The organism is Providencia alcalifaciens (assembly GCF_915403165.1).
Taxonomy (GTDB): Bacteria; Pseudomonadota; Gammaproteobacteria; order Enterobacterales; family Enterobacteriaceae; genus Providencia; species Providencia alcalifaciens_C.
The window spans coordinates 850,341-869,903 of record NZ_OU659204.1 but is presented as its reverse complement, the minus strand read 5'-3'; the positions used below and the strand labels follow the sequence as shown (position 1 = coordinate 869,903).

Sequence of the window (19,563 nt, the reverse complement as noted above, 5' to 3'; positions counted from 1 at the left end):
AGGTCAAAATGTCTTTAGAAAATGAACATCGCTTACGCTTCAGAGATGCGATGGCAAGTCTCGGTGCCGCTGTTAACATCGTCACCACGGATGGTCCAGAAGGTCGTTGTGGTATTACTGCCACTGCGGTTTGTTCTGTGACTGATACGCCACCGACTTTGATGGTATGCGTTAACCGCAATAGTACTATGAATGCGGTTTTTCAAAAGAATGGCCGCCTATGCGTTAACGTTCTCAACCATGATCAAGAAGATTTAGCTTGTCACTTTGCCGGTATGAAAGGTTCGACAATGGATGAGCGCTTTGGATGGGACATGTGGGATAAAGGCATTTTAGAGCAACCACTGTTAAGAAATGCCCTTGCGAATCTTGAAGGTGAAATTACCCAAGTACAAGATATTGGCACTCACTCTGTCTATATGGTTGAGATGAAAAAGATTATTGTTAGCGATGATGGACATGGCTTAGTTTATTTTAAACGTAAATTCCATCCCGTTTTGCATAAAATCTTAGAGCATACAGCCTAATTTAACCTCCATTTTATTACGCTATTCTAAGCCCCTAAATTCATCATTTAGGGGCTTTTTTATTATATCTATCTAATGTAATTTTCTTAAATCAAATCCATTATCAAGCAATTCCAGTCTAATTGACACCAACCAAATTAGAGGTATACACTGGAAAAATACTTATATGACACCCAAATAAATAAAAATAAACAGAATATGAAATATCTTATTAATAATATTATTTATGACAGCCATCAGGGGTTGTTATATCGCGATAATATCGACGATGCAATTAAACTGACTACCACACTAAACCGCTTATTATTGGTGTTAGTGCAAAATAATGGTGAGGTTTTAGATCGTGAAACATTATTAAGCAGAGTGTGGGATGAACATAACCAAGTTGCATCCGATAATAATCTCAACAGTAGCATTTCTGTTTTACGCCGCCATTTATCCTCATTTTGTGATGGTGAAATAATTACGACTATACCTAAAGTTGGTATCAAGCTTAATGCGCAGTTGCAGTCGTTATCATCAGAATTAAATCAAGATACCCAGCAAGAAGAACCTCTAGAAATATTACTTAGTGAGCCACTGAAAACACCGATTATAGAAAATGCACCGAAAGAAAAAGCACAAACAGTAAAGAAAAAAAGTTACATTCTCAATAACCGTTTTATTGAGCTAGCCTTAGTTGTGATTATTATTTTTTGCTTACTATATCTTTTTAAAAGCTATTTTTTTGCTACACGAACAGAATACCCTGAAGTGGGTCGCATTGACCAGTGCAGCATACGCTATATTAATAGCTACCATAAACCCGATATGACGACGATTAGTTTTACTGATTTACAGAACCAGTTAACTCGATTAAATATTGATTGCAAAAAACCGGCTACGTTATTTTATTACAATGTCGGGATCGTCACGAATGATAAAAATCTCTATGATAACTTTTTATTTTTATCTTATTGTCCTAACACCCCCAAAGATAGTACAACAGTGAGTTGTGAGAATTTTTATGTCAAATAAGAAATCTGTCAGGGCTTTTTGGCTACTGATTATTTCAACCATCTTAGTCTTCATTAGTAGCTATGTTTATTATAAAAACAGCACCGCCATTGTCCCCAGTTGCAGAGCAACATTGAAAATTGATATATCAGACAGCCGTTCAGACTTAAAAGGCTATTACCTACTTAGCATTATTCCAAATGAGAATGACCCTGAGCATCATACCTTTGTCATGAATGGAACCATCAACAATGATGGTAAAAGTTATGTTATTGCTCGCAAGTTTTACATGAAATATGTCTACCAAGGCGGGCATTTTTTCTCACAAGTCGAACGGGTTGTTATTGATCCTAATGACCAGGCTCAAAATAAAATAAAAATACGGGGTATTCCACAAGAGGGGCAGATTTATTTTGTTAACATAAAGCGTTTGAGTGAAAAAAACTATATTTTTGAAGAAAATTTTTCCCCTCTTTTTATTTGCACAATTTAATTTCAATCAGCAAACAATTCATTACGACAAATATAGAGCATCAAATTCTGACATTTAATGCTCTATTTTTTTATTTTTTAAAAATCACTTATTAATTTACCTTAAAGCAAAAGTGATTAAAAATCCCATACATTACCACGCCAAAATAAAAACATTAAAACCCACATTAAAAACATTAATATCAGAATTAAATATTTTACTTTATTAAAATATCAATACTTTATTTCAAAAAACTCTCCTGATGGATAAAATTGTTTTCGTCGAAATGACTTACACAAAAGCCGACGCATGGATGCACTAGGCAATTTGCATTCACTTTAGGGACTAAAAATTACTTATCTTTAAGGATCTATCACATGAAATTAAATAAATTATCTGTTGCTGTTTTATTTGCAGCTTCTACTCTTTCTGCATCTGTTTTAGCTAGCGGCAACACGGGTGAATTACACTTTAGCGGTCAAGTTGTTAACTCCCCATGTAATATCGAATCTGAAAGCACCAAACAAGAAGTTCCATTTGGTCAACTGTCTCGTGCTTCTTTAGAAGCAGGTAATGCAGCAGAGAAAGATATCTCCATTAAATTAAAAGAGTGTAACTTCGACGAATTCAGTAAGGATACTGAAGGTAAATGGATTGCAGTTAAAGATATCAAAATCACTTTCGGTGGTAAAAACTACGTGGGTACTAATAAAGAATTCTTAGGCGTAACAGGTACTGCGAATAACGTTGGTATTCAAATTAAAGATTTTAAATTTGATGAAGCTAAATCTGTACTGAACCAAATTCGTAACAGACAAGGTGAAAACGTTCTGGAATTTACTGCATTAGCAAAACGTGTTGATGCTGCTACTCCAGTAACTGAAGGTGAATTCAACTCTATCGCTGACTTCAAAATCACTTACGAATAATTTTTATGGGAGGGGAAACCCTCCCAATAAAAAGGTTCATTATGCGAAATTTATCTTTCTTATGGTCAACGCTATTATTAGCTCCTTTTATTTCAAATGCGGAATATACGGTTGATGGCGGTATTCGTGGTGAAACTGTTATGCGTGGATATATTGTTGCTGCGCCCTGCTCAATAGAAACAGATAGCCAATACCAATATATTAATTATGACCTTGTATCTAAAAATAATATCGATACAGAAGAAGCAAAAAATAATAATAGAAAAACATTTAATATTAAATTGAACAACTGTATTAGCGAGTATGACAAAGATAATAAAAAAGGTATAAAAATTAAATTCTTTGCCAATAGTGACCTCTACAATAACGCAATAAAACTATCAGGTCCCACGGATGGTGTCATTGTCTATATTTATGACACCAATAACAATTTAGTCACTCCGAATAAATCGTATTCTATTTCAAACAGCGCTATTTACTTTGATAGCAAAACAAAAATAAGCTTTTTGAAATATGAAACAGAAATTGACACAATTAATAATGAGATTGAACCCGGAAATTACTTTGCCACGATTAAATTCAATGTAAGTTACGACTAATAAATATTTTAAATGATAAGAACACTATGGCTAAATTTAATATTTTTCACCAGTTAATTATTATATCTTGCTTATCCAGTATTCCTACTGTCGCTTTTTCTGTTGAATTTAATACAGATATGCTTGATACCAAAGATACTCAGAATATTGACTTTAGCCAGTTTTCTCAGGCCGGATTTGTTATGCCTGGAAATTATCATCTAACGATTAAAGTCAATAATGAACGTTTGGGTAATGCCCGCGATATTACGGTGGGTGCACCAACTTCTGCTGAAGATTCATTATTTAGCGTTGTCTGTGTTCCAGCAACCATTGCAGATCAGCTCGGCTTAAAACCAGAAGCTATTCGCTTAATTAAATATCGCGATAACGATCAGTGTATCGATTTGTCTGCGCTTGAAGGCAGTACCATGAGCGTGGATTTATCCACATTAACACTGACAATTTTGATCCCACAAAGTTATCTGGAATATACCGATCCTAGCTGGGTGCCACCTTCTCGCTGGGAAGATGGTATTAACGGCTTCTTACTCGACTACACCTTGACCGGCTCCTTTACCCGTCGAGATAGCGGAACAAAAGAATCCTATTTATCTGCGAACGGAACCACAGGGTTAAACCTCGGTGCGTGGCGCTTACGTGGGGATTACCAAGCGAACTATCGTAAATCATCGGGTAACTATAACAATGAATATAGCGATGCCATATTCAGCCGTTTATATGCTTATCGTTCATTAACGAATATCGCCTCGGTTCTCACGGTGGGGGAAAACTATTTCTATTCCGCCATTTTTGACTCTTGGCAATTTACCGGTTTGTCATTAGAAACCGACGAAAACATGCTACCGCCAAAATTGACGGGATATGCACCTGAGATCATCGGGATTGCACAAACTAACGCTACGGTGATCGTCAAAAGCCATGACCGAATTGTTTTAGAGACTACTGTTCCCGCAGGTCCATTCCAGATCCAAACGTTGGATAGCTCAATCCGTGGAACCTTAGATGTCACGGTGCGTGAAGAAAATGGTGAAGAACAGAAATTCAGCATAACTACCGCGGCGCTGCCTTATTTAACGCGCCCTGGGCAAGTTCGCTATAAGTTTGCCGTTGGTAAACCTCGTTACGATGGGCGTCACCTTGAAGGGGATATGACCGCTTCGGGTGAACTCTCTTATGGACTTAATAATATTTGGTCTATTTATGGTGGTTCGATTTTATCCAAAAACTACCAAGCATTTTCAGCCGGTTTTGGGCGTGACTTATTTACCTTCGGGAGCTTGTCATTTGACATAACACAGTCCCATGCAAAGTTACTCAGCAACACATTAACAGGGCGCAGTTACCGTTTAAGTTACTCAAAATCGTTTGATGAGGCGAGAACCGACATTACCTTCGCAGGTTATCGATTCTCGGATGAAACCTATCGTTCATTACAGCAAACGTTGGACGAACGCTGTACAGGGATTGAAACCCAAGCACATAAAGAGAGCTATCAGGTCAATATTAATAAATATTTTGATGCGTTCTCACTGGGTGGAAACTACCAGTACAACACGTATTGGAATAGCCAAACGGAAGAGCAATTTGGGGCCTATATCAACACCGCCTTCAATATTGCCTATTTAGGATTAAAAAATATCAGCTTAACAGCATCTGCAACACGTTCAAAAAGAGCGGGATATCAGGATGATGCCATTACGTTGTATGTCACCGTTCCCCTTACTATGGGCAGCAGCATGAGTTTCTCTGAGGGCTATACACGCGACCAAAATGGACGTCGCTCTTCAACCCATAACGTGGGCTATAGCGGCTACAACGATCAGCGTAGTTATAACCTGAATGTGGGTTATCAAACGGGACAGTACCAAGACTCACAAACCAGTTTTAGTGGTTATTTGAGCCAAAATTTCCCAACGTCATCACTCTCGGCCAATGCCAGTTATGTTCCCAACGAGTACCACACCATTGGTGGGTCGATTAACGGTGGGATCACATTGGTTAAAGAAGGAATCGCACTGCATCAGGCAGCCTATGGTGGAACACGCTTAGTCGTTGAAACCCCGGGAGCGAGCAACGTGCCATTAAACGGCGGTGTTTATAAAACTAACCGCTTTGGCTTAACTGTGCTCCCTAACGTGAGTAGCTATCGCAAAACAACAGCATCAATTAATACCAGTAAATTACCAAACAATATCGAAGCGTTAGAGAGTGTTACCGAAGCCACATTAACTCGTGGGGCCATCGGTTATCGCAGCCTTAATGTTATTCAAGGGGAAAAAACCTTTGCCCGTTTAAAACTGGCTGATGGCACTTACCCACCCTTTGGTGCCAGTGTGCGTAATAAAAATAACATTGAGCTCGGTATTGTGGGTGAGCAAGGGATCACATGGATTGTCGGCGTGATGCCAAATGACCTGCTTAACCTTTACTGGGGAAATAAATTGCAATGCAGCACGCAAGTCACTGAGTTTAAAAACAGTGCAGAAAGCTACCCTGTATTAATTTGTCATTAGGAAACAATTTAAATGAAATCAAATATTTTTAATTTACTTCGCACCAGTGTCTTATTGACCGCTATCGGTGCAATGGGCACCACTTACGCCGCAGTCACACTGGATCGTACTCGTATTATTTTTGATGGTGATCAGCAGTCTATTAACATCACTATTCGCAATGATAACCCTGAATTGCCTTACTTAGCACAATCATGGTTGGAAGATGCGGCAGAGAAAAAATTGGAAGCTGGCCCAATTATCGCGACGCCACCCATTCAGCGTATGGAGCCAAAATCCACCAGCTTAGTTCGTTTAAGCTCTGCGCCAGATATCAGTAAGTTACCTCAAGATAGAGAGTCTCTGTTTTACTATAACTTGCGTGAAATTCCACCGAAATCCACAGAAGCAGGTGTTCTACAAATCGCCCTGCAAAGCCGTGTAAAACTGTTTTATCGTCCAGAAGCGATTGTGGCTGATAGCAAAAAAGAGTGGACAAAACAGGTGACGTTAACCCCAACTGCCAATGGTTATCAGCTAAATAACCCAACAAGTTTTTATCTGACCGTTATCGGCATTGGTAACAGCCAAAAGCAGTCTGAGCAGAGTGATTTTGATGCCGTTATGGTGCCACCGAAATCAACACATAACCTAAAATCAGCGAAATTCGCAACGCCATATCTCACCTATATCAATGATTATGGTGGAAAACCTTCACTGGCGTTTAAGTGCCAAGCATCGCAGTGCACAGTCACACCATAGACGTAACGGATAAACAGGAATATCAACATGAAACTGTATCACTTTGGGTTATCTCTCATGTTCGCCATGCCTGTATTGGCAGAAACGCCATCGCAACCCTCATTATTGGAAACAACAGGCACTGTTTATGTTCATGCGCGTTTTCTCATAACGCCTTGCCAGCCCAATGTGACGATGACAAGAGCGGTCAACCATGTCAATGAACCTGTTTATCAATTTACAGTGAGTTATGCCCATTGTGCCACCCGTACTTATAACCAACCGTGGACGCCATTCACGTTGAAATTTGCAGGTCAGCAATATGTTTTCTCAAAACCGCAGGCAAATAAGAGTATGACCTTTTTACTTCCAGCCGAGAATTCAGCACGCCGTTTGGAGATGATTTATGACTAAAACATTCGCACTTATGGTTGGCATGAGTAGCTTGTTATTTACCAGCTACGGCAGCTTGGCAAATAGTTTATCTGTCTATTTTGAAGGGACGCTGGTGCCTATTGGTTGTCGCTTATCTGACGATGACACGAAGAAAACGGTTTACTTATCGGGTCTGCGCTTTTCTGAACTTGAAAATCTGGGGCGCTCTGATGTTCAACCTTTTCAGTTGGATATCGTCGATTGCTCAACGGCGGCATTAAATAAAACCATCAAAATTACGCTAAACACTCAAGATACTGAAACCCATAACGGCGTCACCTATTTGAAAACGACCGGCGAGTCCAATGTGTTACTCGCGTTAACTGATGGCAAGAATGCTCAACCTTTGAAATTTAATACCCCGATTGATATCAGTACCGTCACGGAATCGGGAAAAGGCTCTATTAACCCACTCCAGTTTGGGGTATATGCGCAAAAGCCCTTTAACGGACGACTCAAAACAGGGAGTTTCTCATCCTTAGTCACTTTCAATCTGGACTACCAGTAGGAGAATGCAGATGAAAATATCCGGTTTTTTAGGGGCGATTTGCCTACTAATGAGCAGCTTTTCACTGGCTGATATTTTAATTACGTTGGAAACCACATTGGTGCGTCCATCCTGTGTGATCACCAATGAAAATGGCGATAAAGAGCTGTACGTGAATTTTCAAAATGTGGCGTTAGACCGCTTAACCGAAGAAAAATACAACTTTGGGATCCTAATTAAACAGTGCGATCTGCGCAAAAATTTACGGGTTTACTTATCCCCAAAAGAGGGATCCACCCTCACGATTAATAACGAAACGGTATTAAGCACCACGATTCAAGGCTTAGGGATCCGCTTTTCCCAAGCCAATAGAAATACCGCTATCAATCTACTGAAATGGGAGCCCATTTTCCCGTCAGTGAGTGGTGACACCGCCACATTGACCTTGCAGTCACAATTAGTTACGAATCAAGTGCCCGAAACACTTGAAGTCGGCCCGTTTAATGCGGCACTGTCAGTGATGATTGATTATCTTTAAAGTTAGGTAACGACAATGAAAAAAACATCCAAAATTTCGTTAATAGCAGTGTTTATGTCACTGTTTTTATATAGCCAAGTGTCTCATGGGTTAACTCGCTACTCATCCAGTGGTGGTGGCTATAGAATGAATCTTGTCTCTAATAACTCGGTCATCGCGAGCACACCGACCATTGGTAGCGATGGTGCAAAATACTATTCTGTCGCTCCACCAAACAAAGAGGGCATCGTGATCGATGCTAATTCATCGCAACCTTACGGTACTGTATATTGCAAAGTGAATTTTTTAGCGGGTAACTACCAAAACGGACTGGCATGGAATTATGCCTTTCATCGTGTTTTTGCTTATATGCCAGAAGCGGGCTTTAACATTAAGGGGCTCACCGCTTATAAAATTAATGCAAATACTTACTTCACACTGTATTCAGACAATGGAATTACTCAGGGTTGGAAAAACATTTCTGGGCGTGGATGTTCTTCCGAAGAAATGGGGCCATTAGATGCTGGGTTCTTCACCGTTCAATTCCCATTTGAAGTACGTATTTATGTAAAAGATATTCCGATAGATGGCAAGGTTGTCATCCCTCCTGCAATGATTGCAGGCTATACCCGAATGTTCCAATATCCAGGTACACCTGATGTGTTCGTTCCCGCGGATAAAGCGAGTGTAAAACTAGATTTAACTCAGTCGGTAATTAACTACCCATCAAACTGCAAATCCAATATTGATAATCTAAATATTAACCACAATACATTGGATGCCATTGAATTTGATAGTAAACAAACCCGTACTGCGACCTATCAATGTGATAGAAGTCAGGGGGTTAGAGTGAAATTTGCCTTAGATTACGTTATGGATAACGATCCGCAAAAACGTGTGCCGCTGAAGTCAGGTAATAACACGATTTACTCTGAGTTATCACTGTACGATGCAGAAAGTAATCAACGGGGTAAAACCATCGAGACTACCATTGATAAAGTGAAAAATATTGAAATCGAAAGCCACCTTTATGGGCTAGATGCTGAGCCAGGAAAATACACCGGTAACGCGTGGTTAATTGCGACTTATTTATAATTAACATGCTATTTTATAATTAACATGCAGTAAAATTTTATGATTATGCTTTCTCGTGCTGTATTTATTAGTATTTTTATTATTTGGAATCTCGCCAGCATAATTTATATTGATAATTTAGGTAGCTTAAGGCAATCGCTGCCTCAAAATATTATTAGCTGGTTAGCGATTGCATTAATCATTTCCATCATTGCATTTACAGTGTTTTATAGAAAAAATCGAATTTTCATTACTATTCCTGCAATGTGTTTCTGTTTAGCATTAGCCATATTAAGCATCAACCTTTTTTATATAAAAGAAAGTCATAACATTATATTTTGGTATTGGTCTGGTATTAGTGCAGGAGTCATACTGTATATTGTCGGATTGCAAATACGAGAGAAGTGGTTAATTCAATCTTTTTGTATTTATTGTTTTATCGCGATTAATGTTATTCAGTGTTTATTTACTATTTATCAATACTTTTTTGAAACCACTATTTTTTATTTTGCAACTGATATGCGATCATATGGTTTGACGCAACAAATTACCATTTTGTCGGTTAACATGGCAATGAGCTGCATGTTTTCGTTGATGACCCTAGTGTTATCGCAATTTAAACTTGCATCGTTCATTCAAGAGAAATGCCGAATCACGCTATTAAGCCTTTGCATTTTCTTGTTTACGGTGACACTGGTTGTTTTACAATCTATCACCACTACACTGAGTTTTGCAGTTTGTGCATTTGTTTTTATCTGCTTGTTTTATCAAAAAAATAAAGTAAGAGTGAGTGCCAGCTATTTCATTATTGCTGTTGCTGTATTTATTGGAGTTTACCTTATTCAGCTATGCCCAAAGTATATCGACAATGAGATAATCAACCGCTTTCACCTTAAGCAAATGTTACGGTTTTCTATTTCACTGTTTATCTACCCTTCAGCTGAAGTTTGGGAACAACCTTTAATGCTTAATGCGAGCATGGAGAAAAACCAGCTCCCATTTTTAAGTTCAGAAAATTATATTGTGCCACATGTTTATAATGAGATATTACGTTGGATTATGACTGGCGGGTTTATTAACCTTATTTTCATGTCATTACTAATAACAGGTGGAATATATGTTATTTACCAGTCAATTATTAAATACAAAAAAAATGGTAACGGATATTCCATATCCTTGGTATTAGCATTAACACCTGTGGTTATTAACAGCAACTTAGAGCACCCATTTTTACAATCAGTATTACACTGGGGAATTATTATACTGTTTTTATCATTTGCAGATGCGTCATTCCCATTAAAAGAACAATCCAGTTTCTATATTAACAAGCATTTATCTTTATTATTTAGTTTTAGCACTTTTATTATTGGCCTAAGCGTTTTTATTATTGGATTAAATTTATTTAATGGTCAATCTTTCTTTCACACCAATATTTTCTCATTTGCATAATGAGAAAATTAAAAGATAAACGAGGACAGCATAATGACTCTCTACGACAACCAAATTTCCAATACCGATATTGGTGCAAAAGTTCGTAAACGCCGACTATTATTAGGCTGGAGTGCCAGTATTCTTGGTAAGAAAACCGGCTTAAGCCAACAACAGATCTCTCGCTATGAGCGCGGAACTCAAAATTTCACGATCCACCGATTATGTATTTTTGCCAATGTACTTCAGTGCGATTTAAATTACTTTTTAGAGCGTAGAAATTCTTCGGTAATAATACCGATTAATCTGTAATGCCGTTGTATTTATACCACCTACAGCCTAACTTAATCGCTACGTAATCATGCCCTCTAAGCATCTTTTTAGGGGGCGTTTTCATTCATAAAAGCAGTCTAAACTGATATCAATGATTTTTATTTATGATAAAAAATAATTTCAGGGTCATTATCATCGAGATTATCAATCTGTCCGCTAGGAATAAAACCCGATTTTGATAGTAATTTTTGCATCAACAAATTGGATTGATTGGTCGATGTAAATAATTTAGGGTGATGGCAAATTTCCTGTAAAGCCTTCAACAGCGCAAGGCCAATGCCTCGGTGGCGAAACCGCTCAGCAACCATAATCATTTCAATAAAACCACAACCAAAGAAATGGTAATTTAATACCCCATACCCCAGCACTTCCCCCTCCTCCTCCGCAAGATAGCAGCTTTGATTTGTAACCCAATTTTGAATTTGCTGCCCACGCATAGGGTCAACCATGATATAGGTATCAATATTGAGCAGTGAGGCAATGTCCTGCAAAGTAGCAAGGCGAATAAGCATGGTGGTTTATTCTCCATTCGTAGTGACGATCCATAGATAGAGATCATAGCGCGACGGGATGTAAGATATTAAATCCGGTGATTGCCCCACGGGTCATCAGACAAATTGGCTTCATCCATTGAATCGTCTTCTCGCATATCAAGATAGAGAGCTTCAACTTCAGCCCGCGCCCATGGTGTTCTTCGTAGGAATTTTAAGCTTGATTTAACACTTGGATCTTTATTGAAGCAGTTTATTTTGATAATGCTGCCTAATTTTGCCCAACCATAATGGTTAACTAATTCTGTTACCTGCATTTCAAGCGTGACCCCATGCAATGGGTCTTTAGATGTGTGTTCAGTCATTTGCATTACCTTATAGGGCATTTCTGATTGTTCAAAGCACGCGAAGATTACAAGAAATGCAAGACGCTAGCAATCAATACGGGCAAGACGCTAGCAATCAATACGGGCAAGTCACAGGCTCGTTAGTTGAAAACATAAAAAATCCCCCAGCAAGCTACCCTGCTGGGGGATGATTTATTCACAAGACAAACTCGTAAATTACAGAACGTCTACGCAGTTCAGTTCTTTGAATGCTTGCTCTAAACGAACAACCATAGATTCTTGTGATTTACGCAGCCACACACGTGGATCGTAGTATTTTTTGTTTGGCTTATCATCGCCTTCTGGGTTACCTAACTGAGATTGCAGGTAGCCTTCTTTCGCTTTGTAATACTGTAAAATACCATCCCAATTAGCCCACTGAGTATCGGTATCGATGTTCATTTTGATAACACCGTAGCTAACTGCTTCTTTGATTTCAGCAGCGCTTGAACCGGAACCACCGTGGAATACGAAGTCTAAGCTATTGTGTGGCAGGTTGAATTTCTCAGACACGTAGTCTTGGGAGTTACGCAGAATTTTTGGCGTTAATTGTACGTTACCTGGCTTATAAACACCGTGTACGTTACCAAAAGAGGCTGCGATAGTGAAACGAGGGCTGATAGCATTCAGTTTTTCATAAGCATAAGCCACGTCTTCTGGTTGGGTGTACAGCGCTGAGCTGTCCATGCCAGTGTTATCAACACCGTCTTCTTCACCACCAGTACAACCTAATTCGATTTCCAGAGTCATGTCGATTTTCGCCATGCGCTCTAAATATTTAGAACAGATTGCAATGTTTTCTTCCAGAGATTCTTCTGACAGGTCAATCATGTGAGAAGAGAACAGTGGTTTACCGGTTTTCGCGTAGTGTTTTTCACCCGCATCTAACAAACCATCAATCCATGGCAGCAATTTCTTCGCACAGTGGTCAGTGTGTAGAATAACTGGAACACCGTAATGCTCTGCCATTTGATGGACGTGATGAGCGCCAGAAATCGCACCTAAAATCGCCGCTTGTTGTCCTTCAGCTTTTAGGCCTTTACCTGCGATAAATGCAGCACCACCGTTAGAGAACTGAATAATCACTGGAGCACGTACTTTTGCTGCCGCTTCAAGTACGGCGTTAATTGAATCAGTACCAACACAGTTCACAGCTGGTAATGCAAAGTTATTTTCTTTGGCAACCGCGAAAACTTTCTGTACATCATCACCAGTGATAACACCTGGTTTAACAAAATCAAAAATTTTAGACATGTGAAAAGGTCCTGTGGTGAACAGGCAGCCTACGCTGCCTGTTGTGTATGAACAAATTAATTACGCTTTAGCACGTTCTTCTAGCATCACAACAGCTGGGAGCTTTTTGCCTTCAACGAATTCAAGGAAAGCACCGCCACCAGTAGAGATGTATGAAATCTTATCAGCGATACCAAATAAATCGATCGCCGCTAGGGTGTCGCCACCACCAGCGATTGAGAAAGCGTCACTGTCTGCGATAGCACGAGCAACGATTTCAGTTCCCTTACGGAAGTTAGGGAATTCAAATACGCCCACTGGGCCGTTCCAAAGAATGGTTTTCGCATTCTTCAGAATTTCAGCCAGACGTTCTGCGGATTCATCACCTAAGTCCAGAATTTGCTCATCATCTTTGATGGTGTTGCTGGCTTTCAGGGTTGCTTCAGCAGTTTCTGAGAACTCAGTTGCAACACGAACGTCTGTTGGTACAGGGATCTGGCAATGAGCCAGTAATTTTTTCGCTTCAGGGATCAGGTCAGCTTCATACAGTGAACGACCCACATTGTTACCCTCTGCTGCGATGAAAGTATTCGCGATACCACCACCAACAATCAGTTGGTCAGCAATTTTAGACAGGGAATCTAATACAGTCAGTTTAGTGGAAACTTTAGAACCGCCTACGATAGCAACCATTGGGCGCGCTGGGTTACCTAACGCTTTGCCTAATGCTTCTAATTCGTTGCTTAACAGAGGGCCTGCACACGCAACTGGAGAGAATTTAGCCACACCGTGAGTTGATGCTTGAGCGCGGTGAGCAGTACCGAATGCATCCATAACGTAGACATCACACAGTGCTGCATACTGTTTAGACAGGGTTTCGTCGTCTTTCTTTTCGCCTTTATTGAAGCGAACGTTTTCCAGAACCACTAATTCGCCTTCAGCGATATCAACACCGTTCAGGTAGTCTTTCACCAAACGAACTGGGTTGTCTAATTTTTCTGCCAGATAGTCAACAACAGGTTGCAGTGAAAACTCTTCATTGTACTCACCTTCCGTCGGACGACCGAGGTGGGAAGTAACCATGACTTTAGCACCTTGTTTCAGCGCTAATTCAATTGTTGGTAATGAAGCACGGATACGTGCATCTGAAGTAACTTTACCGTCTTTAACAGGAACGTTTAGGTCCGAACGAATGAAAACGCGTTTACCCGCTAAGTCCAAATCGGTCATCTTAATTACAGACATGGTGAATCCTCTTGTTGATTCTCTATAAAGTTTTCATTAGCGACTGTGCAAGGTGGTCAATAGCGTATTTATCTATTGTGCCTCGCGGTCTGTCAGACGCCAATTAATTTAAACCTGTTGCTGCCATCGCTAGGGTTGTATCTAGCATCCGGTTAGCAAACCCCCATTCGTTATCACACCAAACCAGGGTTTTGATTAAGTTCTTGCCGCTAACTCGTGTTTGCGTGCCATCAATAATCGCACTGTGCGGATCATGATTAAAATCCATCGAGACTAACGGTAGTTCAGTATAGTCTACTATACCACGAAAATGCCCATGCGCGGCGCTCTGTAATAGCTTGTTGACGTTATCAACACAAACATGCGCATCCACAGTGACGCTTAAGTCAATGGCCGTGACATTGGTAGTTGGAACGCGTACAGAAATCGCTTCAAAGCTGCCTTGGAATTTTGGAAAAATTCGCGTGATCCCCGCTGCTAGTTTCGTATCAACAGGAATAATCGACTGACTCGCTGCGCGCGTTCTGCGTAAATCTTTATGGTAGGCGTCAATCACAGGTTGATCATTCATGGATGCATGAATGGTGGTGACTGTGCCCGACTCGATACCAAATGCATCATCCAACACTTTGATGACTGGAATAATACAGTTGGTGGTACAAGATGCATTGGAAACGATGCTATCGCTTCTTTGTAGGCTGTCATGGTTGACGCCATACACAATGGTCGCATCGAGATCATCGGTTCCCGGATGGGAAAAGAGCACTTTTTTCGCGCCGGCTTGCAGATGCTTTAACCCATCTTCGCGAGAGCCATAAACGCCCGTGCAATCTAACACCACATCCACACCTAACTCTTTCCAAGGTAGCTTGCTGATATCCGCTTGATGGAAAAGACGCATGCTGTCATCTCCAACTTGTAGCTGGTCGCCATTGAGGCGAACATCCCACGCAAAGCGTCCGTGACTTGAATCATACTTCAGCAAATGAGCGATACCTTCTGGTTCCGCTAATTCATTGACCGCAACAACGACAATTTCTGCCCGGCGACCTGATTCATATAACGCTCTGAGAACACTTCGACCAATTCGACCGAAGCCGTTTATTGCTACCCTGATTGCCATTCTACACCTTGTATCTGAGCAAAATCACACGGTTGCTAAGGATAACTGACTACCACCAACTCTACTGCTCATTTTAACTGTCAAACATCAAAAGTGTGCTTCACTCGACATTTTTAAAATTTATTTACATTATTCCAAATACAACTGAAACGGTTCAGCTTGTTGAGTTTTAGATTAAGGGATATATTTAGAGAACGCAATAGAAAAACAAGAAACGGTGCACAAAAAAACAACGCCCCAATACCAAACTTGATATTGAGGCGTAAATTAGGTTAATTCACTTTATTTTCAGAGGTGCAGCCGCTTATTCCGAATGCACCTCAAGGTATAAAATGAATTATTTCAGCAGCGATTTTGCCGCTTTAACAGCGTTTTCAACCGTAATACCGAACTCTTTGTACAGCTGATCCGCTGGTGCAGATTCACCGAATGAGTGCATACCAATGATAGCGCCATTCAGACCAGTGTATTTGAACCAGTAATCTGCAATACCCGCTTCGATAGCCACACGAGCACTTACGTTTGCAGGCAGAACAGCTTCACGGTAAGCCGCGTCTTGCTTGTCGAATACATCCGTAGAAGGCATAGAAACCACGCGAACTTTACGACCTTCCGCAGTCAGTTGGTCAGCCGCTTTCACCGCTAATTCAACTTCAGAACCGGTTGCAATAAAGAGAAGCTCAGGTGTGCCTGCGCAATCTTTCAGGATATAAGCCCCTTTCTCGATATTCGCTAATTGCTCAGCGGTACGAGGTTGCTGTTCCAGGTTTTGACGAGAGAAAATCAGTGCACTTGGGCCATCTTTACGCTCAATGGCATATTTCCATGCAACCGCCGATTCCACTTGGTCACATGGACGCCATGTGCTCATGTTTGGAGTCACACGCAGGCTTGCCAGTTGTTCTACTGGTTGGTGCGTTGGACCATCTTCACCCAGACCGATAGAGTCATGGGTATAAACGAAGATGCTGCGAATTTTCATCAGCGCTGCCATACGTACTGCGTTACGTGCGTATTCAACGAACATTAAGAATGTTGCGCCGTAAGGGATGAAACCGCCGTGCAGAGCGATACCGTTCATGATAGCGGACATACCGAATTCGCGAACACCGTAATGGATGTAGTTACCCGCTTTGTCTTCATTCAGAGGTTTAGAGCCAGACCACATGGTTAAGTTACTTGGCGCTAAGTCCGCAGAACCGCCCATGAATTCAGGTAATACTTTACCGAATGCTTCTAACGCGTTTTGAGATGCTTTACGGCTTGCGATGTTCGCAGGGTTTTGTTGCAGGTTTTCAACGAATTTTTTCGCTTCTGCATCAAAGTTCGCTGGCAGTTCACCCGCCATACGACGTTCGAATTCTTTCGCTAATTCTGGATGTGCTTTTGCGTATGCCGCAAATTTTTCATTCCAAGAATGCTGTTTTTCTTTACCCGCTTCGCGCGCATCCCAAGCTTGATAGATATCCGCTGGAATTTCGAATGGACCGAATTTCCAACCCAGTGCTTCACGAGTTGCTGCGATTTCTGCATCACCTAAAGGTGCGCCATGAACCGCTTCGGTGCCTGCTTTGTTTGGTGAACCAAAACCGATAACGGTTTTGCACATAATCAGCGTTGGTTTGTCTGATTGCTTGTGAGCTTCGTTCACTGCAGCGTTGATTTGGTCTGCATTGTGACCATCGATGTCACGAATAACGTGCCAACCGTATGCTTCGAAACGTGCTGCAGTATCATCAGTAAACCAGCCTTCAACTTCACCATCGATAGAGATGCCGTTGTCATCGTAGAATGCGACCAGTTTATTTAATTTCAGAGTACCTGCTAATGAGCACACTTCATGGGAGATACCTTCCATCATACAACCGTCACCCATGAACACATAGGTGTGGTGGTCGACAACGTCATGCCCTGGGCGGTTAAATTGTGCCGCTAAAGTACGTTCTGCAATCGCAAAACCGACTGCGTTTGCAATACCTTGGCCTAAAGGACCAGTAGTGGTTTCAACGCCTGGCGTATAACCATATTCTGGGTGACCTGGGGTTTTAGAATGTAATTGACGGAAGTTCTTTAACTCATCAATAGATAAGTCATAACCTGTCAGATGCAGCAAGCTGTAAATCAGCATTGAACCATGACCGTTAGACAGTACAAAGCGGTCGCGGTTAGCCCAATGAGGATCTGCTGGGTTATGATTCATATGGTTGCGCCAAAGAACTTCAGCAATATCAGCCATGCCCATTGGTGCGCCAGGGTGCCCTGATTTTGCTTTTTGAACCGCATCCATACTTAGAAAGCGGATAGCATTAGCAAGGGTTTTACGAGTCGTCATTAGTATACTCCAAGTAGGATAGAACGTACTTAAACCAATATTCACAACGCAATAGGGAATCATTGCGGTTTATAGAGTTAGCCTCAATAATTCGAGCCGCAGGTGCATAAAAGCTTATTAGACCTACCCACAACTTGAAGTTTAGCGATGAGACCCTACGAAACTAGCGCAATTTCATCCATACAGCAATTATTTGAAACAATATGACAGCAGACTGCGGATCTTTATCGCAACCGTCAAGCTGAATCCTTTCCATTGCGCAAAATATCCCTTTGAGCTCTTCGTTTTGCGCAATTGCCTAACCTTATTAAACCTGAGTTCACCACTTAGGATCAAGGTGATTTATGCTTCTTGAGTAATTAGCCACAATATTAGTGATATTTGGCAAATATTTTGCTGGAAAATCCACACAAAACAACAAGGGCGCATATATTAGCGCCCTTTATTACATAATTTATCACACTACGTTATTCCACTAGCGGATCAACGCTCTGTCATCGCCTGTTTCATCCGCGTGATAGGCTTAATCAGGTAATCAAAAACGCTTTTCTCGCCCGTTTTAATATCCACCGATGCCACCATACCCGGAATAATTTCCATTTTATGGTTATTTTTATCTAACAGGTAATTGGTATCCGTTTCGACAAGAATGCGGTAGAACGTCTCATCTGGATTGAGTTTTAACTCACTGCGACGAGTATCATTACTTAAGGTGTCTGGGCTGATTAATTTCACTACCCCATTTAAACCACCATAAATAGCGTAATCATAGGCAGTCACTTTAACCACCACTGGCATTCCCGGTCTTAAGAAAGCCACATCTTGTGGGCGAATATAAGCTTCCACCATTAATTTGTCATCGAGGGGAATAATCTCAAGGATGTCTTGCCCCGTATTCACCACGCCACCGATAGTATTGATCTTAATGTTTTTTACAATGCCGTGAACGGGTGCGCGGATCTCCGAACGCGCGACAGGGTCTTCACGCATACTCATCGACTCTTCCGCTTGATCTAGCTCCGATTCCACTTTCACCAATTCAGCGTTTGCTTCCGCAAGGTAGTTATTCATGCGTTCGTTAATTTGTGTCGCTAATTCAACCGATTGTCTTTCCATACGCAGAATTTCCACATTGGAAACTAACCCTTCTTTCGCCAGCGGTTTGGTGATAGCAATTTCTCGGTCTAATAATCCTTTGCTTTGACGTAAGCCTGCAATAGCTTGGTCACGCTGCGTTTTTTTCGCGTTATAGGCGTTGGTTTCACGCGCGACTAATTCTTGATCAACTATCTTTGAAAAATCAGGAACTTCGTTGCGAGATTCTCCCTGCAAACGCGCGGAGATGGCTTCAAGGTTTTGCACTCGCGCTTGGCTTTCACGCAATAATGCCATACTGCGCACATCATCCAACTTCAGCAAAATTTGCCCTTTTTCGACAATATCCCCCTCTTTAACGTACATCTCTTGGATATTGCCAGGGTCAATACTCTGGATCACTTGTTCACGGCTACTTGGAATAATGGTTCCTTGCCCACGAATGATCTCTTCTAAGTTACTGTTATAGGCCCAGATCACAAAAATCGTCAGTAACAGCGCCAGAAAGATAATAGGCAAAAACAGTAAGTTACTGCGCTCTTTTCTCATTACCGATTCTAAATCGTGAGAAAAGTCATTGGAAAAAGTGCGATGCTCTTTTGGCGCTTTACCATATTGATCCATT

20 protein-coding genes are annotated in these 19,563 nt (G+C 40.9%); 13 read left to right on the top strand and 7 right to left on the bottom strand.

Annotated features, from left to right (window positions below; genetic code table 11):
- The first annotated feature begins 8 nt into the window (after positions 1-8).
- From hpaC to LDO73_RS03720, 13 genes are all read left to right on the top strand, one after another.
- Positions 9-527 carry a 4-hydroxyphenylacetate 3-monooxygenase, reductase component gene (gene hpaC, locus LDO73_RS03780; RefSeq protein WP_224060260.1) on the top strand — a complete coding sequence of 173 codons (519 nt, stop codon included), beginning with the start codon at positions 9-11 and terminating at the stop codon, positions 525-527.
- 198 nt (positions 528-725) lie between these two features.
- Positions 726-1,544, top strand: a complete 819-nt coding sequence (locus LDO73_RS03775) for a winged helix-turn-helix domain-containing protein (protein ID WP_224060259.1) — start codon at positions 726-728, stop codon at positions 1,542-1,544.
- Positions 1,534-2,016: a FidL-like protein gene (locus LDO73_RS03770; RefSeq protein WP_224060258.1), complete on the top strand. Its 483-nt coding sequence runs from the start codon at positions 1,534-1,536 to the stop codon at positions 2,014-2,016. Before LDO73_RS03775 ends, LDO73_RS03770 begins: the two co-directional genes overlap by 11 nt.
- A gap of 356 nt (positions 2,017-2,372) precedes the next feature.
- Positions 2,373-2,924: a fimbrial protein gene (locus LDO73_RS03765; protein ID WP_224060257.1), complete on the top strand. Its 552-nt coding sequence runs from the start codon at positions 2,373-2,375 to the stop codon at positions 2,922-2,924.
- Between the two features lie 41 nt (positions 2,925-2,965).
- Positions 2,966-3,523, top strand: coding sequence for a fimbrial protein (locus LDO73_RS03760; RefSeq protein WP_224060256.1), 558 nt, complete (start codon positions 2,966-2,968; stop codon positions 3,521-3,523).
- A gap of 26 nt (positions 3,524-3,549) precedes the next feature.
- A complete protein-coding gene (locus LDO73_RS03755; protein ID WP_224060255.1) occupies positions 3,550-6,039 on the top strand; it encodes a fimbria/pilus outer membrane usher protein in 2,490 nt (829 codons plus the stop codon).
- A 12-nt stretch (positions 6,040-6,051) separates the two neighbouring features.
- The gene (locus tag LDO73_RS03750; RefSeq protein ID WP_224060254.1) at positions 6,052-6,780 is read left to right on the top strand and encodes a fimbria/pilus periplasmic chaperone; all 729 of its coding nucleotides are present in this window, start codon (positions 6,052-6,054) and stop codon (positions 6,778-6,780) included.
- A gap of 27 nt (positions 6,781-6,807) precedes the next feature.
- Positions 6,808-7,173: a hypothetical protein gene (locus tag LDO73_RS03745; RefSeq protein ID WP_224060253.1), complete on the top strand. Its 366-nt coding sequence runs from the start codon at positions 6,808-6,810 to the stop codon at positions 7,171-7,173.
- Positions 7,166-7,702 (top strand): fimbrial protein, encoded by a 537-nt coding sequence (locus tag LDO73_RS03740; RefSeq protein WP_036953980.1) that lies wholly within the window; start codon positions 7,166-7,168, stop codon positions 7,700-7,702. The genes LDO73_RS03745 and LDO73_RS03740 overlap by 8 nt, the downstream gene beginning before the upstream one ends.
- 10 nt (positions 7,703-7,712) lie before the next feature.
- A complete protein-coding gene (locus LDO73_RS03735; RefSeq protein ID WP_224060252.1) occupies positions 7,713-8,219 on the top strand; it encodes a fimbrial protein in 507 nt (168 codons plus the stop codon).
- Positions 8,220-8,234: 15 nt separating this feature from the next.
- The gene (locus LDO73_RS03730) at positions 8,235-9,293 is read left to right on the top strand and encodes an adhesin (protein WP_224060251.1); all 1,059 of its coding nucleotides are present in this window, start codon (positions 8,235-8,237) and stop codon (positions 9,291-9,293) included.
- A 45-nt stretch (positions 9,294-9,338) separates the two neighbouring features.
- Entirely contained in the window at positions 9,339-10,721 is a 1,383-nt protein-coding gene (locus LDO73_RS03725; protein WP_224060250.1) for an O-antigen ligase domain-containing protein, read from the top strand.
- A gap of 33 nt (positions 10,722-10,754) precedes the next feature.
- Positions 10,755-11,012, top strand: coding sequence for a helix-turn-helix domain-containing protein (locus LDO73_RS03720; protein ID WP_224060249.1), 258 nt, complete (start codon positions 10,755-10,757; stop codon positions 11,010-11,012).
- A gap of 119 nt (positions 11,013-11,131) precedes the next feature.
- On the opposite strand, the gene LDO73_RS03715 is transcribed toward LDO73_RS03720, so the two are convergent.
- The 7 genes from LDO73_RS03715 to LDO73_RS03685 form a co-directional block, all read right to left on the bottom strand.
- Positions 11,132-11,545: a GNAT family N-acetyltransferase gene (locus LDO73_RS03715; protein ID WP_224060248.1), complete on the bottom strand. Its 414-nt coding sequence runs from the start codon at positions 11,543-11,545 to the stop codon at positions 11,132-11,134.
- Between the two features lie 68 nt (positions 11,546-11,613).
- On the bottom strand, positions 11,614-11,889 hold the full coding sequence (locus LDO73_RS03710; RefSeq protein ID WP_224060247.1) for a VF530 family DNA-binding protein: 276 nt from the start codon (positions 11,887-11,889) through the stop codon (positions 11,614-11,616).
- A gap of 198 nt (positions 11,890-12,087) precedes the next feature.
- Positions 12,088-13,164, bottom strand: coding sequence for a class II fructose-bisphosphate aldolase (gene fbaA, locus LDO73_RS03705; RefSeq protein WP_224060246.1), 1,077 nt, complete (start codon positions 13,162-13,164; stop codon positions 12,088-12,090).
- Between the two features lie 60 nt (positions 13,165-13,224).
- On the bottom strand, positions 13,225-14,388 hold the full coding sequence (pgk, locus tag LDO73_RS03700) for a phosphoglycerate kinase (protein WP_224060245.1): 1,164 nt from the start codon (positions 14,386-14,388) through the stop codon (positions 13,225-13,227).
- 103 nt (positions 14,389-14,491) lie between these two features.
- Positions 14,492-15,511 carry an erythrose-4-phosphate dehydrogenase gene (epd, locus tag LDO73_RS03695; RefSeq protein WP_224060244.1) on the bottom strand — a complete coding sequence of 340 codons (1,020 nt, stop codon included), beginning with the start codon at positions 15,509-15,511 and terminating at the stop codon, positions 14,492-14,494.
- Positions 15,512-15,848: 337 nt separating this feature from the next.
- On the bottom strand, positions 15,849-17,843 hold the full coding sequence (gene tkt / locus LDO73_RS03690; RefSeq protein ID WP_224060243.1) for a transketolase: 1,995 nt from the start codon (positions 17,841-17,843) through the stop codon (positions 15,849-15,851).
- A 483-nt stretch (positions 17,844-18,326) separates the two neighbouring features.
- On the bottom strand, positions 18,327-19,562 hold the full coding sequence (locus LDO73_RS03685) for an HlyD family efflux transporter periplasmic adaptor subunit (protein WP_224060242.1): 1,236 nt from the start codon (positions 19,560-19,562) through the stop codon (positions 18,327-18,329).
- Position 19,563 lies beyond the last annotated feature (1 nt).